Below are 15,391 nucleotides of genomic sequence, written 5' to 3' on the forward strand. Positions count from 1 at the left end.
TAAAAAACTTATTAAATCTCTTTAATAAGTGATGCTGGTAATATATCATAGAAAATTATCGAAAGCAATGGGGATATAAATTGAATCAAACTTCACTTCATATGATTTTTAATAAAATTTAATTATTTTATGACAAAATGCCGCTTATCCGAGAGTTATTTTGCTTATCCGATAGTAAGCGACTCCTATACGAGAATAAACTAGGTATTTAAAACTTGAAAAAGCCGCACAAGTGACGACCCTCACTGTGCGGCTATAATTAGCTTTGACTCCTTTTTAATGAATATCTTTTTTCTTAAATCGACCACCATATACAGAGGATACGTCTGTAGCAATTATGAATGCTTGGGGGTCTAGCTCCCTGATAATATCTTTCATCTTGGTTTCCTCAAGCCTAGTAAAAACACATAAAATAACTCGTTTATCTTCACCGCTGTAGGAACCCTCTCCGTGCAAATAGGTCACTCCCCGACCTAAACGCTCTGTTATAGCATCCGCAATCTCAGTAGTATTATCGCTTATGATATACACAGATTTCATATCATCCAATCCTTTAACAACAACGTCAATAGTCTTGAATGCAATATAATATGTAAGCATCGAAAATAAAGCATTTTCTAAAGAGTAGACAAAGGCTGCAATCGCGAAGATAATCACATTAACAAACATAATGATTTCTCCGACAGAGAACGGGAGCCTTTTCTCCACTAAAATCGCCAATGTTTCTGTACCGTCTAAAACTCCGCCATTTCTGATTGTTAAGCCTACCCCTAAACCTAAAATTAAACCACCGAAAACAACTGCCAGTAACTCATTATTTACAATAGGTTTTACATGATGCATAAAAGTAGTCGCCACAGAAAGAGCTACAATTCCATACAACATGCTAACAGCAAAGGTTTTACCGATTTGTTTATATCCTAAGAAAAAGAAAGGTAAGTTTAAAACAACTAAAAATATACTTAGATTTATTGCGGTCACATGACTCAATATCATGGATAAGCCCGTTACACCGCCGTCAATCATATTGTTTGGAATTAACACTGCTTCTAACCCATAAGCCATAATGATTGCACCAATAGTAATAAATAACGCCCTTTTGACAATATTCCTTAATGTTAATTTTTTGTGTCTTATTCCCTTTTTTGCTTCAGCTGTATTCATTAAATCTCTCCCTTCAATATTTATTATTGTTTCCCTATTATTAACAAATCAAATAATATGCCCATTGTATATACTCATACGAAAAAGCTAGTCGGAAACTTGACCAGCTTTTTTACCCAAGAGTAGTTTCAATTGTACTTCGCTATTGGGAAATTTCTCTTTGAAAATTACCTGTCCATTCACTATTGATAGGTTTTTTCTATTTTATTCGTTTCATTCTGTTTTCCTTTTTGGCTTTCATAAATTTTTGCTTTTTGACCATTTTCCTTCTTTCTATTTCTTTGGAACAATCTTCACTCCATGAAATTAATTCTTCATCAGACATTGTTGGTATTCTTTCAATTATTTCTTTCAATAAATCTGATTTAATCATGTTCAAAAACCCCTTCATATGATTATGAAGATAGTCTTTACAGATTGTAATCAAGTTTATACTATTTGTATATTTTCGCGAAAATCAATGTTTGTGTCGTTTATTGTCAGAATTTTTATTTTTCTTTTTGTTGTTTATATATTTTCATAGTGTTAACATTTCATATGTAAACGCTACCATGATTTTCCTAATAGAATACATATTCTTTTAAGGAGGAATAAGATGAGTCAATTAACCACAGCTTTAAAAGAAAAGGTTGAAAAGTTCCTAACTGGAAAGAAGAATTTATTTATTAATGGTGAATTCGTTGAGAGCAAATCACAAAAAACATTTGATACTTACAATCCCGCTACCGGTGAGGTACTAGCATGTGTTTACGAAGCGGGTGCGGAAGATATTGATCTTGCAGTAAAAGCTGCCCGTAAAGCATTTGATCAAGGACCATGGTCAAAAATGAGTGCTGCTAATCGAAGCCGGCTTATGTACAAGCTTGCTGATTTAATGGAAGAGAACAGTGCTGAACTAGCACAATTAGAGACATTAGATAACGGTAAACCAATCCGGGAAACAACCAATGCAGACATTCCTTTGGCCATTGAGCATATGCGCTACTATGCAGGCTGGTCTACAAAGATTGTCGGTCAAACCATTCCTGTAAACGGACCATTCTTAAACTATACTCGCCATGAGGCAGTGGGAGTAGTGGGACAAATTATCCCTTGGAATTTCCCACTTCTAATGGCAATGTGGAAGCTCGGAGCCGCGCTTGCAACTGGCTGTACAGTTGTGTTAAAACCAGCAGAGCAAACTCCTCTATCAGCTCTTTACTTGGCAGAGCTAATTCAAGAAGCCGGTTTCCCAGCAGGTGTTGTCAACATCGTTCCTGGTTTTGGAGAAACAGCTGGTCAGCCTCTTGTTGACCATCCTTTAGTGGATAAAATTGCATTCACTGGTTCTACTGAAGTCGGAAAATCGATCATGTCCAATGCTTCTAAATCATTGAAACGAGTAACACTTGAGCTTGGAGGCAAATCACCAAACATCATCCTGCCTGATGCGGATTTAACAAAGGCAATTCCAGGTGCACTGAACGGTGTAATGTTCAACCAAGGACAGGTTTGCTGTGCTGGTTCCCGCGTATTCATCCAAAAGAAGCAATTCGATAATGTTGTAGCGGATATGGCTGCACATGCGAAAAAAATTAAGCAAGGTGCCGGACTTCATGCTGATACAGAAATTGGACCGCTCGTATCAGATGAGCAGCAAAAGCGGGTACTTGGCTATATTGAGAAGGGCCTAAATGAAGGTGCACAGCTAGTAGTTGGCGGTGAAAAGCCTCAGGAACAAGGATATTTTGTGTCCCCTACTATTTTTGCAGATGTTCGTGATGAAATGACCATCGCTAAGGAAGAAATCTTTGGACCTGTTATTTCTGCTATGCCATATGACGATTTAGACGAATTAATAAATCGTGCAAACAATAGCGAATATGGGCTGGCAGCTGGTGTGTGGACACGGGATGTCGCAAAGGCACACTACATTGCCAACAATCTTCGTGCAGGAACAGTTTGGGTAAACTGCTACAATGCCTTTGATGCCGCTTCACCGTTTGGCGGATATAAACAATCTGGTATTGGACGCGAAATGGGATCCTATGCACTAAATAACTATACAGAAGTAAAGAGTGTATGGATTTCCATGCAATAAAATATTAATAGATTACTTAAAAAGAAGGTGCTGATTTTCAGCAACCTTCTTTTTTTATTCCATTTTCTTGATAACTAGTGGTTTGGCACAAGCTAGTAGATTCGCTGCCCAAATAGGTTTGGATAGAATTCCCATATTAAGTTCATAAAGTTTTTTACCAGATTCCAAAAAGATATGATATATCAATATTATAGAAGTTCAAAAATATACATAAACAGGGGGAACCAAAAAGGCATGACAGTTCTGCAAATTTTAAGTTTAATTGGAATCGATATTTTGTTATCGGGTGATAATGCGGTGGTTATTGCATTAGCTGCTAGTAAAGTACCCCAGCATTTGAGAAATCGAGCAATTTTTGGCGGGACATTAATGGCTATTGTTTTAAGGATTTTAGCAGCAACAGTTTTAATTCAGTTTTTAGGATTACCCTTCGTGCAATTAGTGGGCGGTTTAATCTTGTTACGTATCAGCTACAATTTAATTGCAAATAAAGAAGAGGAAAATGCAAATATCAAACCATCAGATCAAGTTCTAACAGCAATCAAAACGATTGCGATGGCCGATTTCGCAATGTCTATTGATAATGTTATCGCTTTATCAAGCGTTGCGGAAGGAATTCTTCCAATTATCATTGGGATTGCTATCTCCATCCCAATCATTATTTTTGGCAGCAAATTATTAACGAGCTTAATGGAGCGATTTCCAATTATCGTTTATGCTGGTGCAGGTTTATTAACCTTTGCTGCAGGTAAAATGATGGTTGAAGATAAAGGATTAGAAAAGTTCCACATCTTAATTCCAGAATCACTTCATTTAGTTATTCCAATTGCTATGGCTATCATTTTAGTGGTAGCAGTGTTTGTAAAGAACAACATGGGAAAAGAAGCAAAAGCTACAATATAAGCATGAAAAAGCACCGTTCAAATCCGGTGCCTTTTTCTATGTCAAAATCTCTATTTATGTAAGCGTCAAATTATCCACATATTTTAGAAGATGGGGATTATTTGGCGCTTACTTCTAACTGGTTTCACCACTTTGATCAAGCTCGCTTTGGTGCCGCATAAACTTTGTTGACCACCTTTTTATTATTTAAGAAACGTGATAATCCAAATGTTGTAATACTTGCAAACACAACACTTAACGCACTGAACCATGTAATGGAAGACAATGATATTTGCCCCACAATTACTCCACCTAAACCTGCCCCAACTGCAAAACCTAATTGCATCATCGATTGGTTTAGACCTAGCAACACTTCTGAGGATTTAGGTGATATCGTTGCTAAATTATATTGCTGAGTTGCACCTGATGACCAGCCTGCAAATGACCAGACTGTCAATATAATAAATACTGCAATAATTGAATGTGATATGAATGACAGCACAATTAAAGATGATACGTTTACAAGTAACCCTCTTTTTAATGTAAAAATTACGCCTCTTTTATCTGCACTTAAGCCACCTAGTTTAGAACCAAATAAGCTTGCAACTCCAAGAACAAGTAAAGTAATGCTTAAAAGAGAATCACTCATACCTACTGTATTTACAAGGTATGGAGATAAATAAGTAAAAATAATCCCGTACCCTGTCATTAAAAAGAAGGTGATGGATAAAGCTAAAGCAATTTTTGGTTTTTTGAACATTTCGATTTGTCTCGTTAAAGGGATTGAAGCACCACCATTTATTTTTGGTATTGTATTTAAAACAATTAAAATGACAAGTAAAACTAGTAATGCGATACCGATAAATACAAATTTCCAGCCATACGTAGAAGTAATAAAACGTCCAATAGGAACACCAATGATTAATGATGCGGTAAATCCCATGACAACTGTTGCAATTGAACTTGCCTTTTTATCAGCAGGTGCAATCTTTGCAGCGATACTTAAAACTGTAACGACCGCTACACCTGTACTTAAGGCCATAATAATGCGAGCAATCATAAATAATCCATACCCTGGAACAATTACTGATAATAAATTTCCCACAATAAAAACAAATAACGTATAGATCAGTAATTTACGTCTTTCCATTTTAGCCGTTAATACCATTAATATAGGTGTACCGATTGCGTAGGATAATGAAAAGACTGTAATTAATTGACCAGCCGCTCCAATTGACACTCCAAGAGCATCTGCCATTTTATCCAAAATACCTGAGATGATGTACTGTGAAGTACCAACTAAAAAACTTATCAATGCTAAAATATAAATCTTTGCAGTATTTGTCATGTCAATTTTCCTCCTCAATATCATTTATAATTTCTATATTTCCATAAACACTGAAATAGTAAACAAAATGAAAGAAGCTATAAAAGCTTCTTTCTATTCTAATGCTTTAAATTAATGTAAAAAGATGCTTCTTTACCTCGTATTCTTCCAATTCTTTACCACTTTTTAAACGATGAATAAAATCAGGATTAGCAATGAATGGACGTCCGAAAGCCGCGACATCAATTATTCCTTCTTCAATTGCCTGATTCGCCATTTCTGGATTTAATGTACCTACCCCAATAATCACACCATCCCAATATTTTCGAACCAATTGATGCATCGTTTTTCCATCTGCAAGCACACGATCAAATTGCATAGTCGATGGGTGAATCATAGTTGCACCCACTTCCTTAAATGCCTCAACGAAAGTGCGAATTGCCATTTCTGGATCATCCCACATGTAATTTGGTATATCTCCTTTAAAAGCAGAGAATCGGATCATTGTTCGTTCTGTACCGATTGCGTCGATAACTGCTTTAGTAACTTTCTTCAAGAATGTTAACCTTTGAGCAAGGTCACCACCATATCCGTCTTTACGATGATTGGTTATATCTGAATTAAATTGGTCAATCAGGTATCCGTGGGCACCGTGAATTTCCACACCATCAAAACCTGCAGCTATTGCATTTTTCGCAGCTTGCGTATATTGATTGATTACTTCATTAATATCTTCAATTGTCATTTCTTCCGGAACATCATATGGCTTACGGAAACGAGAGACATGGCCTTCAGCTGGAATCGCTGATGGTGCTTGAGGAGGCAGATTTCCAGCAAGCTCGTGATGAGATAGACGACCAACATGCCAGATTTGCGCGATCATTGTTCCTCCCTCTTTATGCACAGCATCAGTTACCTTTTTCCATCCCATAATTTGTTCGTCTGAATAAATGCCTGGAACTCCAGGATTGCCTTTTCCACGAGGACTAATGACCGTTCCTTCTGAAATGATTAAACCAACTCCATCAGCAGCACGTTTTCGGTAATATTCAACAATATCCTCTCCTACTACGCCCGTTTCATCATCTGCAAAGGATCTTGTTAACGGTGCCATTGCAATACGAGAGCGTAAATTCCAAGCACCGATTTTAATCGGTTCAAACAATTTACTTTCTGAACTATTTTTTAATTTTTCCCCAGAATTTGTTTCTTTGATAATTTGAGCCATATTTTTTTCCCCCGTTCGTTTATTCGATATTTCTATAAATACTGAAATTGATTTTAAAATTAATCCGCTTTAACATTAAAGTAAAGCGGGAGCGTATTTTGCAAGGACTTCTCGTTGTAAACTGTAATATCTGAAGGTTCCCTCTCTGCGAACGGCTAATAATCCGCAATCGAGTAATGGTTTTAAATGATGTGTCAATGTTGAATTGGCAGGGACTTTTAATTGATTTGCCATTTCCAAGCAAGCTAACTCTGATTGCCCTGCAAGTAATTTTACGATTTGTAAACGAGTCGATTCACCTAGTGCCTTATAGACTTTTACTGCAATATCATCATTCACCGCTAAAAACCTCCTTTCAGTCATCCTTATTTCAGTATTTCTAGAAATATTGTATTTAATTAGAGATGCTCTGTCAAGAGAATGCTTTTCGATTTTTTAATATCTAAATAAAAATAATTCAAAAAAACCCAGATATTATTATTATCAGGGCTTTAATGAATACACTTAAAATGCGATGTTTAATATTGGGTTTAACCATCTTGCTACTCGTTGTTTACGTATTCCACATGTGAGAAGTGGATGTGGCAACACTTCTGGTGCTATTTCATGCATTGCCATTGAACGGTTTCTCCGTTTACCATTGGAGCCCAAGGTATCAGGAATATCATCCCCTCAACAAAGAGACAGTTACTAAATCAATTATTTGAAAAATTTTCCATTTCCTCTATAATAGGCATTCCAGTTTGAGCGCCTTTTTTTGTGACAGATAAACCAGCTGCAATCGTTGCAAACTTAATACTTTCTAATTTGTTTTTCCCACTGGCTATAGCTGCAGCAAACGCACCTGTAAAAGTATCTCCTGCACCAGTAGTATCCACTGCACTAACGTTAATAGCTGGGGTGGTGACAATCTGCTTACCATCATGATATAGCACGCCTTGTTTCCCAAAAGTAACTATTAATCTATTTGAATATTTCTCTAAAATAGATTCAAACGTATGTTCATCCTCATTTAAAACAATTCTGTATTCATGTTCATTTGGAATCAGATAGTTAATTCGATCAATAAGTTCCTTGGGTAACCTTAAAGCCGGGGCAGGATTTACAATGATAATTTTCCCCAGTTGATGTAAGATCGGCACTAAATATTCTAGTATTTCTAAGGGGGTTTCAAATTGAAAAACAAACACATCATTTTCCAATAAGTTTTGTTCTATTGTTTTTATATAAGATTGATTTGTAAAAGAATTCGCTCCTGGAACGACTAAAATACGATTCTCACTTTTCAAAATCTCAATAAAAGCAACTCCTGTAGGGGCATGGTCAACATGGTTCAAATGTGAAACATTAATGTTTTCCTTTGCCAACAGGTCCCTTATTAACTTACCGTCTTCATCATTTCCAAGTGAACCGTAAAAGGTAACTTCCCCACCAAGGCGTGCTGCTGCTACGGCTTGATTAGCCCCTTTTCCACCAATCAACTTAAAATAGTGATTCGCCATCACCGTTTCTCCAAGATTCGGGAGCTGATCCGTTTCAATAATATAATCCATATTCATACTGCCTATTACTGCAATTTTCCCCACGATATTTCACCTAATTTACTTGTTGTCTAGTCACACACATATTGGCAAAACCTCTTTATAGGATTGCCCACTAAACCATTCCTATCTGTTGTTGAATTTTCGTATATACTTGGTAAGTTCTGTCCGCACATGTTGAAATGAGTGTAGGATGAAATCCTACAATTTCCGAATAAAGGGTATTATTTAATGGAGAAATCCAATTTTCTGGCAGATGCTCTGCCCCTAATTTTGTCCCCATAATAGAACCTACGGTTGCCCCGTTACAATCCGTATCCCATCCACCACCAACGGCTGTGGTGATAGCCTTTTCAAAATCATCACCAGCATATATCAGTGATGCTGCTACTAAAGCAGCATTATTAATCGTATGAACAGGATCATACTGTTGAAAGCTATCCCAAATACGGCGATATAATTCTTCTTGACTATTCGCTGTCTGAGCAATGTTAATTGCCTTCTTTACTGCATTTGAGAGTCTACAATTTTCAGGAATTTGTCCTAATCCGATTTCGATGATTCTCTCATTATCTTTTTCAACAAAAGCTGCCGCGATCATGGCTGCAACAAACATGGCTCCATAAATTCCATTCTTTACATGGGAAAAAGAAGCATCTCGATAGGCGAGTTCCGCTGCCAGTTCAGGATTTCCAGCAGCAGCATAACCATAGACATCTACACGGATTTGCGCTCCAATCCACTCCCGATAAGGATTTAAATTGGTCCTAACCCAATCCATTTTTTGCTCCCAATCATTTGGCTTACTCCCTTTCATATGGGAGGTGATATGGGCAAAATTTAAATAGGATTGTGTTTCAGCGGTACATACCTGTTGATACGTTAAATACCTATGCCAAAGTTTACCGATATCCCATGAATCAAAGTGTATTCCCTTTTCTTCTAGGAGGATTAACCCGAGAACAGTGTAGCGAATATCATCATCACTTTCCATATATTTGATGGTATCGCTAGTACTTCCAGGTGACCAATCATTTAATCCTAGGCCCCACTCTTGTTCCGCACTGGAATGACGGGGAGTATATCCTTTTATCGGCCATGCATTGGCCCCTTTGAACCAAAGCTCAACATTTTTCCATCCTGGATGATGCTTATTCCCTATCAGATAATCCCAGTGCTCTATTGGTTTCCCAAGGGCACAGCCGGCACTTCTGCCTAACCATGCACCAAATAGTTGATCCAATAACCATTTCTCATTATTAAGTGTGGCCTGAACCTTTGGCGCACTTTTTGGGCGAAGCTTTCGGATGTCCTCAAGATTAGAGGGTTCCGTGAAAGGAAAATCATTCTCAATAGGAAGTTTCATCAACTGATCGTATACATTCATCAATTTGATTTTATCCGTACCAGCAGCAAGCACCATGTCTTGAAAACCATCCACATTACAGCCTTCTTCTGAGCGTTGAATGATTTCAAATCTTACTAACTCTTGTAAGCTGTCCCAGCCTGCCATCTCATCACCCCATTTTTTCATCTAAAATTTGAAGTGAGTCAAAAATGAGCTCAATAAATCCTTCACGATTCACTTCAAATAACACTTCTGTATTCGGTGGATTAGAAGGCTTCTTCCGATTGTCTGCCACCGTCATCCCCCTTGTCAGCACACCCCGTGTTTCAACATTGACAAATAGGGATTTTGATTGAAAAAGTTCAGGCTTTAGGAGCCATGCAATCGCACATGGATCATGGAGGGCACTGCCGTCATACCCCATTTTTTTGCTATATTGATTATAAAAATCTAAAAGTTCGCCGACCATATAGGAGACTTTCCCTCTCTTTTTCAATTCGGCAATTTCGTCTACAGTGATTTCAGCCTTTGTCGTGACATCTAAGCCGCTCATGACAATCGGAACCCCAGAAGAAAAGACAATTTGGGCAGCTTCCGGATCGACATAAATGTTAAATTCGGCAGTTGCAGTGATATTCCCCTCGTAAATGCCTCCACCCATTAAGGAGATGCATTCAATCTTTTCCTTTACTTCTGGATAACTTGTAAATAGCAACGCGATGTTCGTTAATGGACCAATCGGAACTAATGTGACCTTTTCCTCTGAAGCGCGTATTTTATGGAGCATAAACTCTACGGCATTTTCCTCTACAACAGTAAATTTAGAAGGCGGCAGCAGAGGGCCATCCATTCCTGATTCCCCATGTGCGATCTCGCCGGTTTGTAGATTCCCTAATAGAGGGCCCTTCGAACCTTTCGCAACCGGAATGTCTTGATCAACAAAGCTTAATAATTTAAGAGCGTTATCGGTAATATTTTCTAAAATAGAATTTCCACCTATCGTGGTAATTCCTAGAATATTCAATTCTTGTGGATGAGCGATTGCCATCAGAATGGCAATTGCATCATCATGACCTGGGTCGCAATCGATGATAATATGTCTCATATTATACTTCCTTTCTATTTAACCTTAGCTTTTCGGCGTGTTTCTTTAATAGAAAACAGTAATAACCCTATAACTGTTGCAACATAAGGGATTGTAAAAATCAATTCACTCGGAATCTTCAGTACTTGGAAGGCATTGGATAAAGCATCCGCTGCGCCAAAAAGCAGCGCTGTAGCTGTTGTTCCGATTGTTGAACCTCTTCCCATCGCTTCAGCGGCAATCGCAATCCACCCTCGTCCGGCAATCATATCGCGAGTAAACATCGATAAGTAGCCCATCGACATGTAGGCACCGCCAAGACCGGCAAAAAGGCCGCTCAATAACAATGAAATATATTGAACCTTATAAACACTTACCCCAACGGATTGAGCCGCATGAGCATTCTCTCCAACTGAACGGATTCGTAGTCCCAGCGGAGTTCGTTTTAATAGATAATAAACAATAAAGACAGAAAGAATAGATATATAAGTTAATACATTATGTCCTGAAAAAATGGGCCCGATAACGGGAATATCCTGCAAAATCGGAATATTGATGGACGGCACGGATTGACTTTTCAGAGATGTAGATGCTCCTTTATCCCCGCTTAGTAAATAAAGGATGAAAATGGTCCCGCCTGACGCAAACATATTGATGGCAATTCCGCCAAGAATAATATCAGTTTTAATTTTCAACGTGAAATAGGCCAATATTGCCGATATCATGATTCCACTCAGGATCGCCGCTAGAAGACCGACCCATGCGCTTCCGGAATAGGCACTTATAACAACCCCTGTTAAAGCAGCAACAAGCATAGAACCTTCCATCCCAATATTAATGATTCCCGCTCGCGATGAAATCAATGCCCCTAATGCCGCAAACAAAATAGGAGTGGTTACACGGATGACGGAAAAGGCAAAATCGGTTGTCAAAATTACATTAATAAAACTATGCATTTTTTTCCGCCTCCTTCAGTAGCATTCTATTCTTTAAGAAACGTAGGAATAATTCAGCAGAAATTAATAGAATAATAATAGCTTGGATAATGGAAATCATTTCAGCTGGTACATCGGACATTCGTGCCATGAGATCTGCCCCAATCCGAATATAGGAAAGGAATAAGGCAGATGCGATGATATGCAATGGTTTATTCTTGGCGAGCATTGCCACTAAGGCTCCATCAAATCCATATCCCGGTAAGGCCGTCCATTGAAATTTCGTATACATTCCTAGGATTTCAACGGAGCCGCCAACCCCCGATATAAATCCTGCAATGATATGAACGAGAATAATAATCTTGACCGTATTAATTCCTGAGTACTCTGCAAATTCTCGATTTACACCTGTCATTCTGAGTTCATATCCCCACTTTGTTTTATACAAAAAGTAATGGGTTGCAATGACGACGAGGATGACAATAATTAAACCTGTATGAATTCTAGTTCCAGGTAATATTTTTGTAAGTAATGCTGTGGGTTCAAACTTAAAGGAAACCGTCGAGAATGCTTTTGCATCACGCAAATGATAGTTTAGAATATATAAACCAACACCTAATAGAATGCTATTGAACATTAAGGAAGTGACCAATTCACTTGCATTCCATTTCGCCTTCATCAGACCCACAATGGTCGAAATCAATGCGCCAACCAAGCCTCCTGCTAAAATAGCAACGAGCGGGTGAAGAAATCCATTCAGGTGGAAAAAGATTGCCACTGAAGCTGCGGTGATTCCAGAGATATAGAAAATCCCTTCTGCTCCTAGATTAAATAAACCAGTCCGAAATAACAGGGCAGTTGCCAGTCCGGCAAAGGTTAATGGAATCGCCATTTCAATCACGTTTCCGATATGTGACAGAGTTAAGACGGGTTCAAATAGAAAAATTCCGATAGTAGTTAACGGCTGCTCACTGACGAAGGAAATAATCAGAAAGGCAATGACCAAAGAGATAATAATAACTGCAAAAGTTCTGATTCCTTCAAAATGTTTTAACTTAATGATAAATAGCCCTCCCTATCTCTTCCGGAGTTTGCTTTTTAATCCCAAGCATATTGAGTCCAAGCTCTGATTCTGATAATGTCTGGGGATGTTGATAATAAGCTGCGATTTCTCCATTATACATAACTAGTAAACTATCACTTAATTCAAGTACTTCATTAAGATCAGCAGAAACTAAAAGAATTGCACAGCCCATCTTTCTCATTTCCAGCATCTTTTGATGGATCAATTGAGCTGCCCCCACATCCACTCCACGGGTAGGTTGTTCTGCTAACAACAATTCCGGATTCGTCGAACATTCACGAGCCACAACGACCTTCTGCATATTTCCGCCTGATAACATTCCGATTTCTTGGGAAGGCCCCGAGCAGCGCACTTTAAACTCGTCGATGAGACTTTCAGCCAATTGAACGATTTTCCTTCCTTTTAAGAAAAGCCCATTGCTCCATTCTTTTTTTCGATAATGAGTAGAAATGAGATTATCGGAAATACTGGCTTCTTTCGCCGCTCCCTGTCGCATCCGATCCTCAGGAATATAAGATACTTTCTTATCTCTAATTTGCTTAATATTGGAACGGGAAATTTCCTCATGATATAGTTGAATTGAGCCTTCATCAATACGCAATTGACCGCTAATGGCCTGGATGAGCTCGGTTTGGCCATTTCCTTCCACTCCTGCGATTCCGACAATTTCACCAGCTCTGACAGTGAAATTCACATTTTGAAGGACTTGCTTTCCTAAACCATTAGTGTAGTTGATGCCATTCACCTTAAGGACAGGTGCTCCATAGGAGGATTGATCCTTATCATATTTTAGTAAAACATCCCTGCCGACCATTAATCTTGAAATATCTTGCTCACTGATGTCCTTTGTTTCAAAAACACCTTCACTTCTACCACTACGCATAATGGTTATTCGATCACAAATTGCCTTTACTTCCTTTAACTTGTGCGAAATAAACACAATCGTATGGCCATTTTCCTTCAGTAACGTAAGCTCTCTAAAAAGCTCTTCCGTTTCTTGCGGAGTTAGTACGGCTGTTGGCTCATCCAGGATAAGAATTTTAGCCCCGCGGAGGAGAGCTTTTAAAATTTCCACCTTTTGCTTCATTCCAACCGATAAATCTTGAACCTTTGCATTAGGGTCAACGGAAAGATTATATTTTACCGATAATTCCTTAGTCATTCTAACGGCTTCTTGTTGATCCATTCCGATTCCCTTTTTAGGCTCCATCCCTAAAACCATATTCTCGGCAACAGTAAAGGAAGGAACCAGCATAAAATGCTGATGAACCATCCCAATTGCACGATCAATGGCATCTTGTGGGGATTGTAGCTTGATTTTCTCCCCTCTTAGAAAGATTTCTCCATCACTGGGTTCTTCCATTCCAAACATCATTTTCATTAAGGTTGATTTTCCTGCACCATTTTCTCCAACAATGGCATGAATTTCACCTTTAGTTAAGGAAAAGTTCACATTCTTATTGGCCACTACACCATTTGAATAGACCTTTGTTATATTTCGCATTTCCAACAGCGGTTCTTGCATTGACTCAACCACCTTTTGAACTAAAATTGAAAAGGAAGTATGAATCTACTTCCTTTCATCCACCAAGTTTTTAAAAAATATCCATTAAGGTTTAACAGAATTTCTGATTTTTTCTACTTCAGAGGTTTTCATTCCCATTGCATTATCAACTTTAATTTCCTTATTGACTAATTTTTCTTTTACATCATCAATTTTGGTTTGCAGATCCTGAGGTATCTCCTTTTTGAAAATATCATTTTCAGCAAGACCTACTCCATCTTCATTAAAGCCCAGAACTTCACGTTTACCATATTTTAATGTACCGTCTTCTGTTTTCTTAACCGCATTTAAGATAGTAGAATCAATTTTTTTAATCGCAGAAGTCAAAATAAGATTTGCTTTCGCACTATCTGAATCCTGGAATAACGCACCTTGGTCAGAGTCTACACCGATGGCATATTTTGTTTTTTCTTTAGCAGCATCAAAGATACCTAGGCCTGTACCGCCGGCTACGTTAAAGATAACGTCAACACCTGAATTGTACTGAATCAGCGATAATTCTTTCCCTTTCGCAGGGTTCACGAAGTCGCCAGCATAGGAAGTCATGACTTTAATATCCGGCACAACATATTTAGCCCCTTGGATATAACCTACTAAGAATTGATTGATTCCTGGGATATCCATTCCTCCAAGAAAGCCAATTTCTTTTTCCGGATTGGCATTTGGCATATTAGAGGTCGAAATAAGTGCCGCAGTTGCTCCCGCTAAAAAGGAAACCTCATTAGTTGAATAAGACATGGCATACACATTGTCTGGAGTTTCTTCAATATCTGTATCATAGTTAATAAATTTCTTTTCCGGATGAGCTTCTGCAGTGGCATTGAAGATATCAGTTATTTCCGATCCGCCGGAAATAACAATATCCCAATCCTCGTTAGCGACATCATTATAGGTAGGTTCCCACTTCGTTTTATCGGTTCCCATCTCAATAACTTTTGTGTGAGCACCTAGTTCCTTCTTCACACTTTCCAATCCGCGATTGGCTGCATCGAAGAATGATTTATCCCCAAGCGTTCCGGGAATCAATAAGACAACATCAAGTTTATCTTTTCCTTTTGGTTCTGAAGAAGAAGAATCTTCCTTTTTGGTCGCACAAGCTGATAGGGCAAGAGAACTAACAAGTAAAAGTGATAATAATGGTTTTTTCATGTGTT

14 protein-coding genes are annotated in these 15,391 nt (G+C 38.2%); 2 read left to right on the forward strand and 12 right to left on the reverse strand.

What is annotated here, in order from left to right:
- Positions 1-276: 276 nt before the first annotated feature.
- Entirely contained in the window at positions 277-1,164 is an 888-nt protein-coding gene (locus AC59HZ_RS11290) for a YitT family protein (RefSeq protein ID WP_496545886.1), read from the reverse strand.
- A 199-nt stretch (positions 1,165-1,363) separates the two neighbouring features.
- Positions 1,364-1,537: a hypothetical protein gene (locus AC59HZ_RS11295; protein WP_496545887.1), complete on the reverse strand. Its 174-nt coding sequence runs from the start codon at positions 1,535-1,537 to the stop codon at positions 1,364-1,366.
- A 222-nt stretch (positions 1,538-1,759) separates the two neighbouring features.
- Here AC59HZ_RS11295 and AC59HZ_RS11300 point away from each other — a divergent pair, with 222 nt between their 5' ends.
- On the forward strand, positions 1,760-3,244 hold the full coding sequence (locus tag AC59HZ_RS11300; protein WP_496545888.1) for an aldehyde dehydrogenase family protein: 1,485 nt from the start codon (positions 1,760-1,762) through the stop codon (positions 3,242-3,244).
- A 234-nt stretch (positions 3,245-3,478) separates the two neighbouring features.
- Positions 3,479-4,147: a YjbE family putative metal transport protein gene (locus AC59HZ_RS11305; protein WP_496545889.1), complete on the forward strand. Its 669-nt coding sequence runs from the start codon at positions 3,479-3,481 to the stop codon at positions 4,145-4,147.
- A gap of 136 nt (positions 4,148-4,283) precedes the next feature.
- Here the strand turns inward: AC59HZ_RS11305 and AC59HZ_RS11310 are convergent, their stop codons facing one another.
- The 10 genes from AC59HZ_RS11310 to AC59HZ_RS11355 all read right to left on the reverse strand — a co-directional run bounded on the left by AC59HZ_RS11310 (position 4,284) and on the right by AC59HZ_RS11355 (position 15,386).
- Positions 4,284-5,474, reverse strand: a complete 1,191-nt coding sequence (locus tag AC59HZ_RS11310; protein ID WP_496545890.1) for an MFS transporter — start codon at positions 5,472-5,474, stop codon at positions 4,284-4,286.
- A gap of 106 nt (positions 5,475-5,580) precedes the next feature.
- The gene (locus tag AC59HZ_RS11315; protein ID WP_496545891.1) at positions 5,581-6,681 is read right to left on the reverse strand and encodes an alkene reductase; all 1,101 of its coding nucleotides are present in this window, start codon (positions 6,679-6,681) and stop codon (positions 5,581-5,583) included.
- A gap of 75 nt (positions 6,682-6,756) precedes the next feature.
- Positions 6,757-7,044 (reverse strand): ArsR/SmtB family transcription factor, encoded by a 288-nt coding sequence (locus AC59HZ_RS11320; RefSeq protein ID WP_496545892.1) that lies wholly within the window; start codon positions 7,042-7,044, stop codon positions 6,757-6,759.
- A 332-nt stretch (positions 7,045-7,376) separates the two neighbouring features.
- A complete protein-coding gene (gene rbsK / locus AC59HZ_RS11325) occupies positions 7,377-8,267 on the reverse strand; it encodes a ribokinase (protein ID WP_496545893.1) in 891 nt (296 codons plus the stop codon).
- A gap of 70 nt (positions 8,268-8,337) precedes the next feature.
- A complete protein-coding gene (locus tag AC59HZ_RS11330) occupies positions 8,338-9,735 on the reverse strand; it encodes an ADP-ribosylglycohydrolase family protein (RefSeq protein ID WP_496546046.1) in 1,398 nt (465 codons plus the stop codon).
- Between the two features lie 4 nt (positions 9,736-9,739).
- Complete coding sequence (locus AC59HZ_RS11335) at positions 9,740-10,675, reverse strand: nucleoside hydrolase (RefSeq protein ID WP_496545894.1); 936 nt, start codon at positions 10,673-10,675, stop codon at positions 9,740-9,742.
- Between the two features lie 14 nt (positions 10,676-10,689).
- Positions 10,690-11,610 carry an ABC transporter permease gene (locus AC59HZ_RS11340; protein WP_496545895.1) on the reverse strand — a complete coding sequence of 307 codons (921 nt, stop codon included), beginning with the start codon at positions 11,608-11,610 and terminating at the stop codon, positions 10,690-10,692.
- Positions 11,603-12,595 carry an ABC transporter permease gene (locus AC59HZ_RS11345; protein ID WP_496545896.1) on the reverse strand — a complete coding sequence of 331 codons (993 nt, stop codon included), beginning with the start codon at positions 12,593-12,595 and terminating at the stop codon, positions 11,603-11,605. Before AC59HZ_RS11345 ends, AC59HZ_RS11340 begins: the two co-directional genes overlap by 8 nt.
- 49 nt (positions 12,596-12,644) lie before the next feature.
- Positions 12,645-14,198 carry an ABC transporter ATP-binding protein gene (locus AC59HZ_RS11350; protein WP_496545897.1) on the reverse strand — a complete coding sequence of 518 codons (1,554 nt, stop codon included), beginning with the start codon at positions 14,196-14,198 and terminating at the stop codon, positions 12,645-12,647.
- 84 nt (positions 14,199-14,282) lie between these two features.
- On the reverse strand, positions 14,283-15,386 hold the full coding sequence (locus AC59HZ_RS11355) for a BMP family ABC transporter substrate-binding protein (RefSeq protein ID WP_496545898.1): 1,104 nt from the start codon (positions 15,384-15,386) through the stop codon (positions 14,283-14,285).
- Between the last annotated feature and the right edge of the window lie 5 nt (positions 15,387-15,391).

This window comes from Neobacillus sp. DZ-9 (assembly GCF_059587065.1).